The organism is Clostridium thailandense (genome assembly GCF_019207025.1).
GTDB classification, from domain to species: domain Bacteria; phylum Bacillota; class Clostridia; order Clostridiales; family Clostridiaceae; genus Clostridium_AM; species Clostridium_AM thailandense.
The window spans coordinates 89,372-107,541 of sequence record NZ_JAEEGC010000026.1 but is presented as its reverse complement, the minus strand read 5'-3'; the positions used below and the strand labels follow the sequence as shown (position 1 = coordinate 107,541).

The window sequence follows — 18,170 nt, the reverse complement described above, 5'->3', positions numbered from 1 at the left end:
TAGAATAAATTGCTCTAATTTATAAATATATTATTATATTGAACTTAAGGCTAAATTTGTGAGTGAAGTAATGTAAAATTATTCTTCAGATATCAATTGATAGCTTCCTCTTCCTTCAGTATCAACTTTAACCTTAACATTTACTTCTATAAGGGCTTGAGATATTGCTTTATCCCAATCAGTACCTGTTTCCCGTCCATATTTGGCAGCAGCGACTCTTCCTAAATCCAAAACATCAATTTTATATTCTTTTTTAATTTTATCATTAATAAAACTTTGACATTTTTCTTTTAAACCTTCCTCCATATTCTTTGTAAAAGCCTTTAAAATCTTTGGATTGTTTATAAGATTTAAATATAAAGTATTATTCACAATTGTACCGTTTAGAGATAAATCTATTATAAATTTTAACTTACCATCTTCTTTAGAACATTTAACCTTCCTTTTAGACTCTGCATAGTAATTTATATAATTTTTGGAACTGTCTTGTATTGTTAGCATACCCTTAACTTTGTTTTCTTTTAATAGATTTATAATTTTACCTTCTTCTATATCAGTTTTTAAAACCATTTTATCCTTTTTGAATATAGCAAGACCTGTTAGTTTAATAGTTTCATCTTTTAGTTCTATATAAGGCAATAAAGTACTCCGACCCTCTGCATCGAGCCTAACAAATATATCCATAAGTTTATTTTGTTCAGGAAAAAAATTAAATTGTTTAGCATTCTTTACTAGACCTTCAATAAATTCAGCAGAATTTGAATAACCTTTAATATTAAGCTTTAAAATATCCTCTGATTTTTCCTTACAGACTGCTACTAGCGCTCTATCATTAATTTGAGGATTGCTAAGCAATATATCAATAATAGGATTTAAACTATATTCACAAGCTTGCTCATTAAATAAAAAAATTCTTTCAAGTCCTAATAAAAAGGTTTTACTAGCTTTTAATTGCCGGTTTTCTCTTGTTTCTCCTATAGTGCTAGCTTCACCAGTTAAAGTCTCACTATCTACTGTTTCTCCATTTTCAAATAAGTATGAAGAAATAGGAATATTATAGATTACATCTTTTTCTATTTTTGTTCCCAAATCATAGCCTACAGCAATAGGAATTTCTAAGTTTTCTACTAGATTTCCCTTTGATCCTAGGAAAGCATACAAGAAAAATATAACTATCATTAAATATATAAAAATTTTAGCATTAAATTTTTTGGCCATTTTTATCACCTTTTCTTATGAATAATATAAGTGATATTGTAGAAACAAACACCAAATGAAATATTATATATATGGGCGTAATTTTATTTAAAAAGTCTCCTCTTGTAGTTGGATTACCATATTTAGAAGAAGCATAAAAAAGTATAGGATATATTAAGTAAACAAAAGTTTTTCTTTCAGCTATATTTGTTACCTGACTTAGAGCATAGGTAGATGCATAATAATAATTAGATATAGTTTTTAGCATTATAAAAGACCATAAAAGCATGAAAATATATCGGAAGTTATTTATTACAGGTATTACTATAGCTTCACTCATAACGACTGTGGACCAAAAAAACTTTGGAACAATGTCTGATCCTAGATAATATATAACGGCAAAGGTTACCCAGGTATAGATAATCATTATAATAAGCACGCTTTTTAAGCCAGATTTCTTGAGATCTTTGCTATTTCTCAAATATGGATATATTAAAAATAAAATTTCTATACCAGAATAAGCAAAGGAAGTTTCTTTGCTGGATTTTAATATTTTTATTAATCCGGATCCAAATACTGGCATTACATTTAAAAAACTTCCTTGTTTTAATACTGCTATTGGAATAAAGAATATTATTAGAGATAAATAAAAAATTAGTTCATTTACTTTACCTAGGGTTTTAATTCCTTTATAAGCAATAAAGGCTGGTGCTAAAAAAACTATTATTAAAAGCTGATAATTTTTAAGAAAAGAAACCATATATACTCTAAGTACGTTGCTAATTCCTGAAGCTACTTCTGTGCCTAATAAAATAAAATAAGATATAAATATTATATTTAAAAAATTTCCTAAAATTTTCCCTAAACATTTTTGACTTAATTTTAATATATTATCTTTAGGAAATTTTTTACACATGTAGGCAGCCATGAAAACCATATATGTAGGATATGCTGCACCTAATATACAGGATATCCACCCATCTTGCTTTGAATCTTTTACAACATCATTAGTTATAGTTAATATACCTATTCCAAGCATAGTACCGACCAGTATAAGAGTTAACTGCGATGGACTTATAAGGCTGTCAGTATCTTTATCCATTTTTCTTCCTCCTAAATTTCCATCTATAGCTTCCTTGCCTAACAGGATTGTTATTTGGGGTGGTATCAGAGTTATTTTTCAACATCCAGATAGGCGCTCGTATAATGGCAGTCTTTTCATTACTCTTTTTAAATGTTAAATAAGGCACTCCATAGCTATCCAAAGAACAAAGATAAGCTAATAAAAAGAACAAAGATATTGTTAAACCAAGCATACCTAACCAGTTTGACATTATTAAATTTATAAATCCTATAAGTCTTATTGAAAGTGCCATTTCATAGTTAGGTATTAAAAAAGTAGCTACTGTTGTAGTCCCTACAATAAGTAATGTAAGAGAGCTTACTATTTTAGCCTTAAGTGCTGCATCGCCTATTATAATACCACCTACAACACTCAGAGTCTGACCTATTTTTCCAGGAAGTCTAAGTCCCCCTTCGCGTAAAAACTCAACTATTAGATTCATAGAGAGTATTGACATGAAAGGTGTTAAAACTATACCTTTTCTCGATTCAACGATAGATTTTATAAATTCAGAGGGTATTAGCTCCGCATTAAATTTTATTAATGTAATATAGATGGAAGGAAGTGATAATATAATAAAGGCAGCTAAATATCTTACTAATCTTGTGAAGCTGGATACAATAGTTCTAAAATAATAATCTTCTACAGTTTGAAAAAATTCAAAAAAAGTAGTAGGAAAAGTTGAAACAAAAGGATTTTCATCAACTATTAAGGCTATTTTTCCTTCCATTAGTTTTGCCTGTACTTTATCTGGTCTTTCTGTAGCTATAGTTTGAGGGAAAAAGCTAAAAGGATGTTTTTCTATGCATTGATCAACAATAGAAGTACCTTGAATATTATCTATATCTATGGAAGATATTCTATTTCGTATTTCCTCAAGAATTTTTTTATCCACTATATCGTCTATATACATAAGCACTGTATCCGTTTGCGATCTTCTTCCTAGAGTAAAAGATTCTATCATTAGATTTTTATCTTTAATTCGTCGCTTCATTACGCTTATGTTTGACTCTAGTTTCTCAACAAAACTATCTCTTGGTCCTCTTACAGCAGTTTCATTTTCTGGGTCGGATATAGTTCTGTATTCTCCTCCAGTAGTATCAATTATTATAAAATTATTGCACCCCTGAATTAATAGTACACTTTTCCCCCTTTTGATGGCTTCTGAAACTCTATTTATATCTGTCTCAATATAGCTGTTACTAATAGTTATGTATTTTTTATTTAAGAATTGTTCTAAGTTTTGTATAGTTGATAAATCTTCCTTTACATAGAGCATAAGAGGCTTTAATATATCTCTGTCTATTAGTTCTTTATTAGATAATCCGTTTATATAGAGAATTGACCCTTCTACAGGAGATTTTTTTCCTATATCGAAACTCTTGATGATTAAACTATTATTGCTTTTTACAAGGCTTTTTATTTTATCTATATTTTGTTGTAGAATATTTTCAGTATCACTCATAAAATCACCTAACACATTTTTTTTTTAGTATTCCTCAAATATCCTAAATTATTAAATGTTATATAATAAAAGATTAAGTGGTAAGTCTTGAATATTGAAATTTGGAGATATTTGGTGTATACTTGTCTTAACCTTTAAGTGTTTTTATATGGTTATAGTATTTAAGCGTCCATTTTAAATCTCAATATGAAAGGGGATGACTTGAATGAAATTAGTTATAGTGATTGTTCAACATAAGGATTCTGTTGAGTTAATAAAAGTGTTAACTGAAGGAAAGTTTATGGTTACAAAGCTCGCATCTACAGGAGGTTTTCTAAGAGCAGGAAACACTACTCTTTTCATAGGTGTTGAAAGTGAAAAAGTAGAGGAAGTTATAGATATAATAAAAAGTAAATGCAAAAAAAGAGAAAAGACTATAATATCACCTTACCCAGTAGCAGATTCAACAGGAATAAACATTCCTTATACCTATGATATTGAGGTAGAAGTTGGAGGTGCAACTATATTTGTGGTTGATGTAGATAAGTTTATGAAAATCTAATTTTATACAAAATTGAATATATTAGCAAACATGCCGCCAGGTAGTTAAAATTAACACCTGGTGGTTTTTTATTGAAAAAAAGTGGTCTAAATTGTTAAAATAAATTTTTTCTGAATACAAATAATAAAAATATTATTAATGATACTAGGAGCTGAGATTTATGGGGAAAAATATAAATAGAATGAGAAATTTTAAAAGAATACTGATTTGCATCTTAGTTATCATATTTAGTTTTGGAATAAGTTTTTTATATTATATTAATAGACAGCTTAATAATATTGTTATTACCCCACTGCCAAAGGATAATAGTGAGTTAGGTATCAAATCTAATGTTAATGAAGGTGGTGTAAACGAAAATAAAATATTCGAAAGAGAGGAAAAACAAGATAATAGCATATTAAATATTGCATTATTTGGAGTTGACAGCAGAAATTCTAAGGCTGATGTGCCTCATTCAGATTGTATAATTATAGCAACTATAGATAATAACCATAATAAAATAAAGTTGTCCTCTATAATGAGAGACACATATGTTGAAGTTAATGGACATGGTAAAACTAAAATCACTGAAGCGTATTTTTATGGTGGCCCTAAATTAGCAATTAGAACACTTAATGAAAATTTTAATTTAGATATAAAAGACTATGCCACAGTAGATTTTAAAGGATTATCAAAAATTATTGATAACTTAGGAGGTATAACTGCTAATATAAAACAATATGAGATTAGAGAGATTAATAAATGGATAGCAGAATTATCAGAATTACAGCATGTTAAGTATACTCCTGTTTATAGAAGTGGTTCTCAAAATTTAAATGGAATTCAAGCTGTTGCTTACTGTAGAATAAGGCAGGTTGGAGATGGTGATTTTGAACGTACGGACAGGCAGAGAATAATATTGAAGGAAATTTTTAATAAAATAAGGAATACAGATATCACAAGATATCCATATTTAGCAGCACAGTTTTCTTCATATATTGAAACTAGTATGTCTAAATCTAATATTATTGCTTTAGGAAGTAAAATTGTTATGAATAATATTTTAACTGTGGATCAGCAGAGATTCCCTGTTGATGGTTATTGTAAAGCAGCGATTATCAATAAGGTATGGTATCTGATTCCGGAGCCTGATTTGAAGGCTCTATCAAAACAAATTAATAATTATATATATGAAGATATAAAGCCTATTGCAAAGGAGCCTTTGTTTTGAAATTAATATTATTGTAAAATATGTAATTTAATAAAAAGTGTTACTTATTTGTAATATTTTTTATTAATAAAGCATATAATTTAGTTAATTATTTTATATATAAAGTACAATTTGGTGTTTTTTAATAAACGACTATTTAAATTTGGAGGAATTATCATGAATACTGTTATGGATATTGATAAAGTATTTTCCAAAGGTATAAATAATGAGATACCATGGACTAGAAAATACATATATGAAAATTATTAATAAATTAAATAAGTAGTGTTATGGTATATAAATTGTGATATAATCAATATAAATTATGATTAAATAACAATTTGATATTTTAGAACAGTATTGATAAGAACCAAGAGTTTACCTAAGAACTTTTGATAAAAGGTGGTAAAGCAAATGAAAAGAAGATTTAGTCTATTTTGCACTTTATTAATAATTCTTTTATCTGTAACTAGTTGTCAATCCAACAATTCTAGCAATGTAAACAATACAGAACAGATAAGCTTGACACGTTTAATAAAATATAAAGATTCGGATGTAGGAAATAATCTAGCCGTTTCTAATATACTTTCTAATTTGCCAGGAGCACTATATGTAAAGCAAATTTCATTACAAACAAAAAGTTCACCTTTCGGTATATCAGTAGATTATGGATTAAGACAGGATACTAATGTTAAAGAAAGTAATTTAAAAGAATATTGGAGTGAAAAAAATACTAAAAAGATATTTTTAAATAATGCAACTACACTTTTTATATTAATAAATAACGTAGCTACAGTTAACTTTAATGTTAACCATCAATCATTTAGCATCTCTAGAGAGGAACTTAAGAATTTTTATGGAAGAGATTTAAACGAGTATGCTAATAAAACAGCCCTATGGGAAAAGGAAATTTTTAAGGAAACACTTAATTCAAATGAGAAAATAGATGAATTTTATAAAATTCACAGTATAGCTATAAAGTGATATTTGTACTAGCTGATATTAATATTTTTATTTAGCATAATAACTAAAAAATATTAATTTCAAAATTTAATAATTGCTAAAAATTATTTTTAAGTTTTAATAACTATTGAATATTATAAAGAAAACCTATATAATAACAATATATTTAATATGAATATTTAGCGGTTGAACAAGTAGAGATTTGTTTCAAGGGTAAATAGATTTCTTGGGCGGGAAATCCTTTATAGGGATTCTCGTCCTTTTATTTTATAAGTAATTGTTTTGAATTAAGTGATAAAATTTAGAGAAAAATAATTTAATTAAGTATGTTTGTGTTTAGGAGGGTGTTATGGAAGGGAATACAATAATATTAACTGAAGATTTAATGAAAATGCTATCAATTATAATTTTTACAGGTATAATTTGCGTTAAATTAAGCAGCAAAATACGGTTGCCAGATGTTATTCTTTTTATATTAGCAGGTATTGTTTTAGGACCGCAGGTATTAAATGTAATAAACTTTCAAGAATATCCAGTAGCTAACCAGCTTATACTTACATTTGGTGCTGCATATATACTTTATGATGGTGGACGAGAAGTTGAGTTAAGAATATTGAATAGAATTAAAGTATCAGTTATATTGCTAGCTACATTGGGCGTAGTTATAGCCTCATTTATAATAGGATTTTCTGCATCTAAGATATTAAATATAGATTTTATTTATGCATTACTAATGGGCTCAGTTATAGTATCTACTGATCCATCAGTATTAGTTCCACTTTTTAAAAACATGGGAATAAGCAATAAATTGAAACAAACTATAATTTCGGAATCAGCATGTAACGATGCAGCTGCAGCAATTATGACTTTTTCAATATTAGGAATAATTGCTGGAGGAAAATTTTCTATAGGAGCAAGTGTGTTTGAACTTCTTACAAAAGCAGGTGGAGGTGTAATTGTAGGATTAATTATAGGGTATATCTCTACTTCTTTAGTGTCAGAAAGAAGACGAGGAATTTTAAGTGGATATCCAGGAGAAATTTCTGTTGCTTCAGTATTAGGAGCATATATTTTAGCTGAACATTTCCACTTTAGTGGTTTTATGGCGGTATTTATAGTTGGAATTATATGTGGAAACAAGGAGATTTTTAATTTACATGTAGATAAAAGTCATCAGGAAATTCATATTAGTTTTAAAGAAGTAACAATTATGATACTTAGAATAATGATATTTGTGCTGCTAGGAACTCAAATGAATTTTGCTATACTAGCTCAGTATTGGTTAAAAGCTACAATCATTATTATAATCTTAATGTTTATTGCTAGGCCAGCTTCTGTTTTACCATCTGTTATTTTAGATAAAAAGGCTAAATGGAATTATAGGGAGATCATTTACTTAATGTGGACTAAAGAGACAGGAGTGATTCCTGCAGCTTTAGCAGGGATGCTTGTAAGCATGAAGATTCCTAATGCGGAACTTATTTCGGCAGTAACTTTTATGGCTATAATACTGACATTATTATTACAGGCAAGTACAGCAGTTCTATTGGCCAGAAAATTAAAACTAGATGAATAGCTAACTTTTAATGAATAATATTTTGGAGTTTTAATATTAATTTAAAGCATTAAAATTTTAAACTAAGTTGATGAGCAAGCTTATTTTTAACCTATTTATATACTAAGGGAAACACTTTTATATATGTCTTATTTGGAATTTATTTACAGCATAGATATGTTTTTTCTGTTTACAATATATCTTGTTGAATAAATTATAGGCTAGAGGGAGTGTTATAAATGGGAGTAGTAACGATGGTAACAAATAAACTATCAATCATGTATAGATGCATGCAGCAGATGCGCACAGGCATGTTATGAATGTTTTGAGGCATGTGTTAACGAACCAGACTTAAATGCGAGAAGAAGTTGTGTTAAAGGTCTTGTTGAATGCGCAAAAATGTGTGAAATGTCTGTAGGAATTATGTCAATGAATGGACAATTTGCAAAGGAACATTGTAAAATGTGTGCTACTATTTGTGATGCATGTGCAAAAGAATGCAGTATGTTTAAAGATGAACACTGTCAAAAATGTGCAGAAGTATGCCGTATGTGTTCAGATGAATGCAGAACAATGGCTAATATGTAATAATTATTAATAAGTGATTCTATCTCATAATTTTCAAATATGTCCTCCAATCTAGGACGAATTATATAGATAGACTAAAAGAATTAAAAACTCCTATGTTAACTTGCATAGGAGTTATATTTTTGTTAGAATAAATGAAAATCTGTAAGCGCTGAAACACATATCGTATCTCAAAAAACCAGCTTCACATTAATATGCGAAGCTGGTTTTTTGTACAGTATGTGTTCCAGCGCTTACCCTTATTATATATGATATTGTAACTAGTTTGTATAATTAAATATCAAGTGTCAATAATCTGTAAATAGTAAATTATTAATATGGAGGATATTATGAGGGAAGGAATTATATCACAACAATACATTATATTTATAGTAACCGCAATTATTATGGGGAGTTTAGCAAGAATATTAACCATAATTCAAGATTACAGACAATATCCAAGTTATCCTAATGCATACTTAATAAATCTAATAACAGGGGTTATTGCCGCTGGATTAGGAGCTGTTGCAGTACCTGCCTTATTAACTAAAAATTTTGCTGCAGTTACTTTTTTGTCTTTAGCTATTCAACAATTTAGAGATGTGAGAAAAGTAGAAAAGGAAAGTTTGAAGGCTCTTGATAATACTGAATATGCTAGAAGAGGAGATGCATATATCGACGGTATTGCGAAAACTTTTGAGGCTAGGAATTACTTTGCATTAGTAGTGTCCTTAGTTACAGAGGCTACTATGCACATAATTAATAGTAAAATAATGTGGATGAATATTTTATCAGGAATTATTACTGGTACTGTTATATTTGTTATCTTAAGACGTTTTTCTAAAGGTCATTCTATAGGGGACATTGCAGAAGTTAAATTAGGTAAAATTGAAGTTCGTGATTCTGAACTATATGTAGATGATATGTTTGTAACAAATTATTTAGGAACGGATAACTCAAGAAAATTAGTTCAATCTGAAGGTATAGCGGCAGTCATATATCCTAAAGAAGAGCATTATAGAATTACATTAGATAACTTTGGGCAGAGGCAGGCAATACTTTTTGAGTTTTGTAGAACATTTGGTATTAAGAGATATAATTACATAAGAAAAGAATATAAACATGGTAGAATAGCTATAGCTATAGTTCCATTAATACGAGATGAAGGAGCATTCATAGAAACTATAAAGAAAACTCCTTTATTAGAAAATGTTAAAAAAAGTCATGCTCTTATGAAAGATCCACTTGAAAATAAATAATTTTTTATAGATGAAGGAGATAATGTTATGTCACAATCGTCAAGTAAAGCTGAAATAGTAGCGTATATTACATTAGATAAAGAAAGAGTTTTTGGAGGAAATCCATTAATTCTTATAGCTAAAGATGTTGATGAACAAAAGTTACTTTGTAAAGATATAGCCAAGGCAATGAAAGCAGATGTATCACAGCTTCATTGTGGAGATTACATCATAATTAAATAAAAATAAAATAACTTAAAATGTTTAAAAAGCAAAACTTATATTAGCTTTATATCTTATAAGTTCAGAACTAACTAATTAAATACTATACATAAAATTAAGGTGAGATATAAAACTTATCAATACTGAATAAATCATAAAAAACAGAAAAAACTAAATCTGTATTTTAAAGTTATTAGATTCTAATTAATAAGATATGATTTTAATAAGGGAGGTAAGAGCACTTGAGTAATATAAATGGGATCGGAGTAAGCATACCAAGAAAAGAGGCTTTTGATAAAGTTACTGGAGCAGCAAGATATACTGACGATGTATCTCTTCCAGGTATGTTACATGCTAAAATTCTTGGAAGTCGCTATGCACATGCAAAGATTAAATCTATAAATATAACTGAAGCAAAGAAGTTACCAGGTGTTCAGGCTATAATAACAGGAGATTATTTTCCTACTCTTTGTGGAACTGTTCTGGAGGATAGGCCGCCGATAGCAAGGGATAAAGTTAGATATTACGGTGAGCCAGTCGCAGTAGTTGTTGCAAATAGTGAGCAGGAAGCAATGAAAGCTTTAAAGATGATAAATGTAGAATATATACCTTTACCTGTTGTTAACTCAATAAATGATGCCTTAAAACCAAATGCAATTCTTATACATGAAAATTTAATGCAGTATAAACATGCTGTTCATGATATATATCCTGAACAAAATACTAATATTTCTGATCGGATTCAAATAAGAAAAGGTGATATGCTAAAGGGTTGGACAGAAAGTGAAGTCATAGTAGAAGGAAATTTTTCACTTCCCCAATCAGATCATCTTGCAATGGAGACTAGAAATGCAAGAGCACAAATTATGACTGATGGAAGAGTAATAATTTATACTTCTTCACAAGGACCTTATTCTGTGAAAAAACTTTTAAGTGAATATTATAAAATACCAGAAGGAAATATAATTGTTAAAGTTCCATTTGTAGGTGGAGGTTTTGGTGGAAAGGCAGCTATGCAGCTAGAAAGTATAGCATATCTAGCTTCAAAGGCTGTTAATGGCAGATTAGTTAGAATATCAAATTCCAGGGAAGATGATATTAAAACTTCTCCTTGTAGGATTGGTGTTGAAGCAAATATAAAGATAGGTGTAACAAAAGATGGAATTATTAAAGCTCTTGAAGCTAGATATATGGTTGATGGAGGAGCTTATGCAGACATTGGCCCACGTATGGCTAAAGCAATAGCAGCAGATTGTTCAGGGCCTTATAATATTGAAAACGTGTGGTGTGATGCAATATGCGTTTATACTAACCATACTTATGTTACTTCTTATCGTGGTTTTGGTCATGCAGAATATACCTTTTGTATGGAGAGAATGATGGATAAATTAGCAGCAAGCACTGGCATTGATGCTTTAGAACTAAGAATTAAGAATGCTATAAAGCCTGGACAATATACACCTACACAGGTTAAAACAACCATTAGTAATATGGGTAGTTTATCAGATTGCCTTACAAAATTAAAGCAATTAGTTAAATGGGATGAAGGGCAAGTAATATACACAAAAGAAGGTATGATAAAGGCAAAGGGAATAGGATGTCTTTGGAAGACTTCTGATTCACCAGTTAATGCGGTTTCAGGTGTTTTTCTTACCTTTAATAGTGATGGAAGTATAAATCTTAATTCTGGTGCAGTTGAAATTGGTCCGTCAACCAAAACTACGCTGGCTCAAATACTTGCTGAAAAATTAAAAATGGATGTAGAGAGAATTCATGTATTCATGGGAGTTGATACTCAAGTTTCACCAGAGCATTGGAAAACTGTTGCAAGTATGTCAACCTATATGGCAGGCAGAGCAGTGCTTAGGGCTGCTGATGATCTTATAAAACAGCTTAAAAGTTCAGCTGCTGATATTATGAAATCTCCCCCAGAAGATTTAGATATTGCAGAAGAAAAAGTTTACTTAAAGCAAGATCCTATGATATATGTTTCGTTTAAGGATTTAGTTCGAGGTCATAAAGAACCAAATGGCCTTGCAGTTGAAGGACAAATACTTGGCCGCGGCAGTTTTATAATGTTTCATATTACTGATTTGGATGAAGCAACAGGAAAAGGTAAACCAGGACCAGCATGGACTGTAGGTGCTCAAGCAGTTGAAATCGAATATGATCCTAATAATTTTACATACAGGCTTTTAAAAGCAATTACTGTTTTAGATGCAGGTAAAATACTCAATCCTAAAACTTCAAGAGGGCTGATAATGGGAGGAGTTAATATGGGCTTTGGAATTGCTACAAGAGAAGCCTTTGAATATGATTTTGAAGCTAAGCTTCAAAACACTTCACTGCGAACTTATAAACCTATGCGGTTCGGTGAAAATCCAGAATATGTGGTTGAATTTATTGAAACGCCTCAGATTGATGCACCTTTTGGAGCACGAGGACTTGCAGAACATGGCATAATAGCAATTCCGGCTGCATTTGCAAACGCTATCTCACGGGCAGCCCAGTGTGAATTTGATAAACTACCTATTACACCTGAAGAAATTTGGAAATTTAAGACTGGAGGAAAATATGATACCTTTTGATTTTGATTATTATAAACCTGAAAGTGTTGAAGAAGCTATTGAACTATACTTTGAATTGAAAGCTAAAGGAAAGAAACCTTTATATTATGGCGGTGGAAGTGAAATTATAAGCATGTCAAGAGCCTATAATGTATATACTGATGCAGTAATTGATATAAAAGGAATTGCTGATTGTAATGTTCATGAGTTAAGAAATAATAAGCTAATTATAGGATCCGCAGTTACACTTACACAAGTTTCAGAAGCAAACTTGTTCCCTTTACTTGGCCTGACAGTACAAAGAATTGCAGACCATACTATGCAAGATAAAATCACCTTAGGTGGAAATATAGCAGGGACAATTATATATAAAGAAGCTGTATTACCACTTTTAATATGTAATAGTGAAGTGGTTATAGCAAATTCAAATGGTAGAAATACGGTTTTATTAAAGGATATATTCAATAAGAAAATAATACTTAATGAAGGAGAATTTATAGTAAGTGCAGAAGTAGAGAATCATTTTCTGTCCTTACCATATTTACATGTGAAAAGAACTAAAAATGATAAAATAGATTATCCACTAATTACTCTTGTAGCACTTAAGGATAATAATAGAATAAACATAGCTTTTAGTGGAGTTTGTAGTTTCCCATTTAGGTCTTCTTTAATTGAAGATTATTTAAATGATTCCATTCTTCCAAGTAATATAAGAATAAATAATATAATCGATAATATGCCAGATTCAATATTAAGTGATTTGTCTGGGTCAGACGATTTTAGAAAATTTATGTTACAGAAAATGCTTACAGAAGTTTTAGAAAAGCTGGAGGGATAATAAATGTTAAAAATCTCTGGTAAAACAATAATAAAATTAAATGTTAATGGAGAAAATAAAGAGGTTGTGGCAAAACCATCGGATATTCTACTAAATACTCTTAGAGATGAATTAGGACTTACAGGTGCTAAACCTGGCTGTGAAAATGGAGATTGTGGTTCTTGTACTGTTCTTGTAGATGGATGGCCTATAAAATCTTGCTTAATGCTGACTGTTGAAGCAATAGGTAAGAAGATAGTTACCGTTGAAGGCCTAGAAAATGCGCCAATACAAAAAGCCTTTGTAGAGAATTGGGGATTTCAGTGTGGGTATTGCACATCTGGATTTTTGATGGTTTGTCATGCTTTAGCTAGTATACATCCAAATGCGAATGATCATGTGATAGAACAATGGCTGCAGTCAAATCTTTGTAGATGCACTGGATATGAAGAGATAAAGAATGCAATCAAATCGATTTTATCAAATAATTAAATTTAATAGTTTAGGAAAATTAATATATAAAACTAAAGTCGTTTAATATCTATGAAAAAATAATATTATGATATATATTGGGTAGAAAATAGCCCCTTATTTTATATTTTTCTATAGTGGGGCATATCCACTATTTACTCTATGTTACATTAAGTTATAAAGATTACTGCCACTTAACTCTTACTAATAATCATATAATCTCCACAGGTAAGTTGAACTACTTCTGCCTTTAGTGCTTTAGAAACATCTTCTGTTAGTTGTTTTTGTTCTTCTAGACTGCTAGCAACTAAAATTAAAGGGTTGCCATTTTGTGCTCTGTCTTTAGTTAAGGTTATATATGCTACTATTTCATAGCCAGTGTTATATGAATCTGCTCCCATAATATCAATCCTTTCTATTTGTTAAAATTAGAATCCATTATTCTATAACTCTTTTTTATACTTTCTAAAAGAGGAGTTTTTTTAATAGTCTCTATAAATGCTCCTTCGTCGTAAATAATTGGAACCATTACAACTGCTATTCTTCCTGTTTCATAATCACGTCTTGTATAGTGATATCTTTTTAATCCTAGAACTCTGCAGATTTCAAATATTATGGCTTGCCTTTGACCGTTATGGTTAAGTATTCTATTGAAATGTTCTTCTTTGGGACGAATTATTGCAGCAATGCCATTATCTTGTACTAGCTTCCGAGATTTATCTGTGCCTAGATGATTTGTAACAAAGATATCATCCACATATAAATCTGAATTTTTCACAGTTATCTTAGCTAAGCTTATATCAGCGATATCTTGAACAGCTTTACCTTTTGAAAAGTTTTTAAGTATGTAGAGTGTGATTACTCCAGAAAGAATTCCAAAAATAATATTGATCAACATTATTTTATGAGGGACAATATGCATAGTTAAACTAGTTACAAAAGACACTAATAGTGCAAAATAATTTCTTGCCTCAAAGGTTTTTGCTATACCATCAATATAAGCCTCTCCTCTAAAAACATGTTCAACATCATCAAGGGATTGAAGGCTTTCTTTTTCTATTCTTCTTACGTCTCTGAATTGCTCAGTAGCAAGAAAAAGAAATGTGATTGCCTCAAAGTTTTTTTCAAGCAGTGCTGGAATGGCAATGGCACCTATTCCAGAGGATATAAATCCAGTTACCAAGTGAATTAAATATCCGTTTGGATAACTAGGATATTGTCTGTAATCAACAATAAGAGTAAGATATCGTGCTAAAGTTCCACATAATACTGGTATTAATATTAAAAAGATATAGTACTGCGAAAGTGTTTCTTTTTCCATAGAATCCTCCTAAGTTTTAGTTGTTAATTAATCTTTTCATTTTTTACTGAAGAAAATAATTGTTTTTTATGATTAATAGCATTTTGATTTAAAATTTATATATTCGCTATTTAATAGTGTATTAAATATAGTTAATATTACAAAAAACTCCGTAAAAAATTCAGGCAATCTCTGGAATAATGCGTCGATATATAATATTTTATAGAAAATTTAAAAAATAACTATTAGGTAATCTATTGTAAATAATAATAACAAGAGTTTGTATAAATTTTGAGGAGGAATTAAGTAAATGGATAGAGTTATATTAAACACTATAATAAGAAGTGTCGGCGTTTATATTTTGGCAATATTGCTGACTAGACTTATGGGACGAAAGCTTATAGCTCAAATGACATTCTTTGATTTTGTTATAGGAGTCTCAATGGGATCTATAATTGCTAATTCTATAGTTGGGCAGCAGTTCACATCAATGTCTGCTATAACAGCACTTATTTTAGTATCTGTTTTGATAATTATAACAGGGTATGTCCATATTAAAAGCTTTAAAGCAAGAAAAATAATAGATTCTGAACCAGTAACCTTAGTACAAAATGGAACTATTGTAGAAGAAAATATGAAAAATGTTAGATTGACAATTAATGAATTGATGATGAAACTAAGAGAAAAAAATTCTTTTAATTTAGCAGATGTAGAATTTGCCATAATGGAGAATGATGGTGAATTGTCAGTGTTAACAAAAGCTGATAAACAACCACTTACTCCTGGTCAAATGAACATTCAAGCAACAAGCACAGGGCTTATGAGAGATATAATATTAGATGGAAATGTAATGGAGGAAAATTTATCAAGTGCAGGTTTAAATAAAGAATGGTTACAATCTCAACTTAATAGTCAAAATATCAAAGATATTTCCGAAGTATTTTATGCTGGATTAGATGATACTAAAAGATTGTGTATATCAAAGAAGGAGATGAATGATGAAGAATCTCATGGTGAATATGGTATTGAATAATACAGTAATTCTAATAAAATGAATATTAATATCAATTAAAAACATACTATTTATGTATTTATAATATAAAAATATATTAAAGGAGGATTTTTTATGCCAACAGGAAATAAACTTGAACAGGCTCTTGCAAGTGCTAAAGGATTAGCTTCAGACATGAAGACATTTTCATTGGATACAGATAGTCAAGAAGCAAAGCAAATGTTCGACCAACTTTCTACTACAATGGAGAACGTGTCAGAGACAATACAAACAAGACTTGACTTTGTAAAGCAAGAAGAGCCTCAATACAATAAATAATTAACTTACTTCTATATCTAGATTTGTTAAATGTCATTCTAGATATAGAAGGATATCTAGAAGGTAATTATAAATAAAATTCAAATATGATTTATTTATTGAACAATAAAAACATATATAATATAATTATAATAAATTTGTTGAATGTTTAAGTTATTTGTAGAACTTTAAGCAGAAGATTAAATAATAGAAAATTTTTTTAGAATTATAGGGGGAATTGGATGACATTATCACTACCAGTGATTTCAAGAGAAAAAAGAAGAGAATTACATAATACTATCAAAAATGAAGCTTTAGGGGGAATTACTTACTATTTGTTAGTGGTATTAGCAGCTGTTGTTGCTACTTTAGGTCTGCTTACAAATAGTACTGCAGTTATAATAGGAGCAATGCTTATTTCTCCTATCATGAGTCCTATTATAGGAATGTCCTTTGCAGTGACTCTTGGTGATGCTGATCTGTTTAGAAAGGCTGTAAAGAATATTATATTTGGAGCCTTGCTAGCAGTTATAGTTAGTATTTTCATAACAATTTTAGTTCCTACAAGGAGCTTAACAGATGAAATTTTGTCAAGAACAAAGCCAACCATTATTGATTTAATTATAGCTCTAGCATCTGGTGCGGCTGGTGCTTTTACTATGTGTCATAAAAAAGAGAGTTCAGTAATACCTGGAGTAGCTATTGCAACTGCACTCATGCCTCCACTTTGTGTTGTTGGAACAGGCTTATTTCAAGGTGAATATAGAATAGCTTTTGGTGGCTTTCTCTTGTTTTTAGCAAATTTAGTGGCTATAAATTTAGCAAGTGCATTAATTTTCAGAGTTTCAGGCTTTACTACAAGAGACGAAATTTATGAGCAGAACGAAATAGCAATTACAACACAAGATAGTAGGAATAGACTGGTTATATCTATTGCAGCTTTTATTGCTATTTCTATACCTTTATCTATTATTATGTATAAAACTATATTGCAAGAAAGAACTAAAAAAACTATAGATACTTCACTTAAAGCAACTGTTAGTTCCCTCAATGGGGTGGACTTGGTGAATTATGCTTATGAATTTAAAGATAATAAATATTTTATTACAACAGTCGTTAGATCAATGGACAAGCTAAATTCCAATGATGTAAGTATTGCAGAGCATAATCTTGAAAGAGTACTTGAGAAACCAGTAGAGATTAAGATGAAGGTAATACTAGCACAAGAGATTGACGCTTTAACTAAATCTGCTCAATCTAAAAATACAGATTTAGATGCTGAAAAGGACAAGATAAAAGAGAACGCAATTCCATCACTAAATACAGATAAAATTATTGAATATAATATTAGGGAAAATTTAAATATAGTAAAGGCTAAATTAATAGATTATAAATTCTCATACTCAAGCAACTCAGCAGTATATAGTATTGAAGCAACAGTACAGGGAGATACTGATTCAGTAAATAAGATACTTCCATCAATTGAAAGTTCCTTAGAAAATAAATTGAATAGAAAGGTCAATATTAAGGTTTCATTTGAAAAAAACACAGACGGAAAAAATAAAGATGAAAAAAGTAGTATTGATAATATAAATGAATCTGATATATATAAGACAAATGATAAAAAATAACTTTTAATATAATTC

At 29.7% G+C, this 18,170-nt stretch carries 18 protein-coding genes and 1 other annotated feature; of the genes, 13 read left to right on the top strand and 5 right to left on the bottom strand.

Annotation, left to right across the window (positions count from 1 at the left end):
* Positions 1 to 78: 78 nt before the first annotated feature.
* From I6U48_RS06440 to I6U48_RS06430, 3 genes are read right to left on the bottom strand one after another with little or no spacing between them, the layout of a single operon-like run.
* Positions 79 to 1,218, bottom strand: coding sequence for a Ger(x)C family spore germination protein (locus I6U48_RS06440; RefSeq protein WP_218319590.1), 1,140 nt, complete (start codon positions 1,216 to 1,218; stop codon positions 79 to 81).
* Positions 1,202 to 2,299 carry a GerAB/ArcD/ProY family transporter gene (locus I6U48_RS06435; RefSeq protein ID WP_218319589.1) on the bottom strand — a complete coding sequence of 366 codons (1,098 nt, stop codon included), beginning with the start codon at positions 2,297 to 2,299 and terminating at the stop codon, positions 1,202 to 1,204. Before I6U48_RS06435 ends, I6U48_RS06440 begins: the two co-directional genes overlap by 17 nt.
* Positions 2,292 to 3,785 carry a spore germination protein gene (locus I6U48_RS06430; protein ID WP_218319588.1) on the bottom strand — a complete coding sequence of 498 codons (1,494 nt, stop codon included), beginning with the start codon at positions 3,783 to 3,785 and terminating at the stop codon, positions 2,292 to 2,294. Before I6U48_RS06430 ends, I6U48_RS06435 begins: the two co-directional genes overlap by 8 nt.
* Before the next feature lie 205 nt (positions 3,786 to 3,990).
* Between I6U48_RS06430 and I6U48_RS06425 the strand changes: the two genes are divergently transcribed.
* The 10 genes from I6U48_RS06425 to I6U48_RS06380 all read left to right on the top strand — a co-directional run bounded on the left by I6U48_RS06425 (position 3,991) and on the right by I6U48_RS06380 (position 13,936).
* On the top strand, positions 3,991 to 4,326 hold the full coding sequence (locus I6U48_RS06425; RefSeq protein WP_218319587.1) for a cyclic-di-AMP receptor: 336 nt from the start codon (positions 3,991 to 3,993) through the stop codon (positions 4,324 to 4,326).
* Positions 4,327 to 4,486: 160 nt separating this feature from the next.
* Positions 4,487 to 5,536, top strand: coding sequence for an LCP family protein (locus I6U48_RS06420; RefSeq protein ID WP_218319586.1), 1,050 nt, complete (start codon positions 4,487 to 4,489; stop codon positions 5,534 to 5,536).
* A 393-nt stretch (positions 5,537 to 5,929) separates the two neighbouring features.
* Positions 5,930 to 6,499: a DUF4825 domain-containing protein gene (locus tag I6U48_RS06415; protein ID WP_218319585.1), complete on the top strand. Its 570-nt coding sequence runs from the start codon at positions 5,930 to 5,932 to the stop codon at positions 6,497 to 6,499.
* A 163-nt stretch (positions 6,500 to 6,662) separates the two neighbouring features.
* Positions 6,663 to 6,718 (top strand) — a sequence feature (sodium ion sensor (DUF1646 type); this cis-regulatory element may regulate processes involved in with the transportation of sodium ions).
* 109 nt (positions 6,719 to 6,827) lie between these two features.
* Entirely contained in the window at positions 6,828 to 8,054 is a 1,227-nt protein-coding gene (locus I6U48_RS06410; RefSeq protein WP_218319584.1) for a cation:proton antiporter, read from the top strand.
* Between the two features lie 243 nt (positions 8,055 to 8,297).
* The gene (locus I6U48_RS06405; RefSeq protein ID WP_218319638.1) at positions 8,298 to 8,621 is read left to right on the top strand and encodes a four-helix bundle copper-binding protein; all 324 of its coding nucleotides are present in this window, start codon (positions 8,298 to 8,300) and stop codon (positions 8,619 to 8,621) included.
* Between the two features lie 329 nt (positions 8,622 to 8,950).
* Positions 8,951 to 9,859 carry a YIEGIA domain-containing protein gene (locus I6U48_RS06400; RefSeq protein ID WP_218319583.1) on the top strand — a complete coding sequence of 303 codons (909 nt, stop codon included), beginning with the start codon at positions 8,951 to 8,953 and terminating at the stop codon, positions 9,857 to 9,859.
* A 27-nt stretch (positions 9,860 to 9,886) separates the two neighbouring features.
* Positions 9,887 to 10,081, top strand: coding sequence for a capping complex subunit for YIEGIA (locus I6U48_RS06395; RefSeq protein WP_218319582.1), 195 nt, complete (start codon positions 9,887 to 9,889; stop codon positions 10,079 to 10,081).
* A gap of 221 nt (positions 10,082 to 10,302) precedes the next feature.
* A complete protein-coding gene (locus tag I6U48_RS06390; RefSeq protein WP_218319581.1) occupies positions 10,303 to 12,648 on the top strand; it encodes a xanthine dehydrogenase family protein molybdopterin-binding subunit in 2,346 nt (781 codons plus the stop codon).
* Positions 12,635 to 13,465 carry an FAD binding domain-containing protein gene (locus I6U48_RS06385; protein ID WP_218319580.1) on the top strand — a complete coding sequence of 277 codons (831 nt, stop codon included), beginning with the start codon at positions 12,635 to 12,637 and terminating at the stop codon, positions 13,463 to 13,465. The genes I6U48_RS06390 and I6U48_RS06385 overlap by 14 nt, the downstream gene beginning before the upstream one ends.
* Before the next feature lie 3 nt (positions 13,466 to 13,468).
* Positions 13,469 to 13,936: a (2Fe-2S)-binding protein gene (locus I6U48_RS06380; RefSeq protein WP_218319579.1), complete on the top strand. Its 468-nt coding sequence runs from the start codon at positions 13,469 to 13,471 to the stop codon at positions 13,934 to 13,936.
* 173 nt (positions 13,937 to 14,109) lie between these two features.
* Here I6U48_RS06380 and I6U48_RS06375 read toward each other — a convergent pair whose 3' ends face one another.
* Both I6U48_RS06375 and I6U48_RS06370 read right to left on the bottom strand, forming a co-directional pair.
* Complete coding sequence (locus tag I6U48_RS06375) at positions 14,110 to 14,316, bottom strand: capping complex subunit for YIEGIA (protein WP_218319578.1); 207 nt, start codon at positions 14,314 to 14,316, stop codon at positions 14,110 to 14,112.
* 14 nt (positions 14,317 to 14,330) lie between these two features.
* A complete protein-coding gene (locus I6U48_RS06370) occupies positions 14,331 to 15,236 on the bottom strand; it encodes a YIEGIA family protein (RefSeq protein ID WP_218319577.1) in 906 nt (301 codons plus the stop codon).
* Between the two features lie 289 nt (positions 15,237 to 15,525).
* Here I6U48_RS06370 and I6U48_RS06365 point away from each other — a divergent pair, with 289 nt between their 5' ends.
* From I6U48_RS06365 to I6U48_RS06355, 3 genes are all read left to right on the top strand, one after another.
* Positions 15,526 to 16,248: a YetF domain-containing protein gene (locus I6U48_RS06365; RefSeq protein ID WP_218319576.1), complete on the top strand. Its 723-nt coding sequence runs from the start codon at positions 15,526 to 15,528 to the stop codon at positions 16,246 to 16,248.
* 93 nt (positions 16,249 to 16,341) lie between these two features.
* Entirely contained in the window at positions 16,342 to 16,545 is a 204-nt protein-coding gene (locus I6U48_RS06360; RefSeq protein ID WP_218319575.1) for a DUF1657 domain-containing protein, read from the top strand.
* A 221-nt stretch (positions 16,546 to 16,766) separates the two neighbouring features.
* Positions 16,767 to 18,155: a TIGR00341 family protein gene (locus I6U48_RS06355; RefSeq protein WP_218319574.1), complete on the top strand. Its 1,389-nt coding sequence runs from the start codon at positions 16,767 to 16,769 to the stop codon at positions 18,153 to 18,155.
* The last annotated feature ends 15 nt before the right edge of the window (positions 18,156 to 18,170 follow it).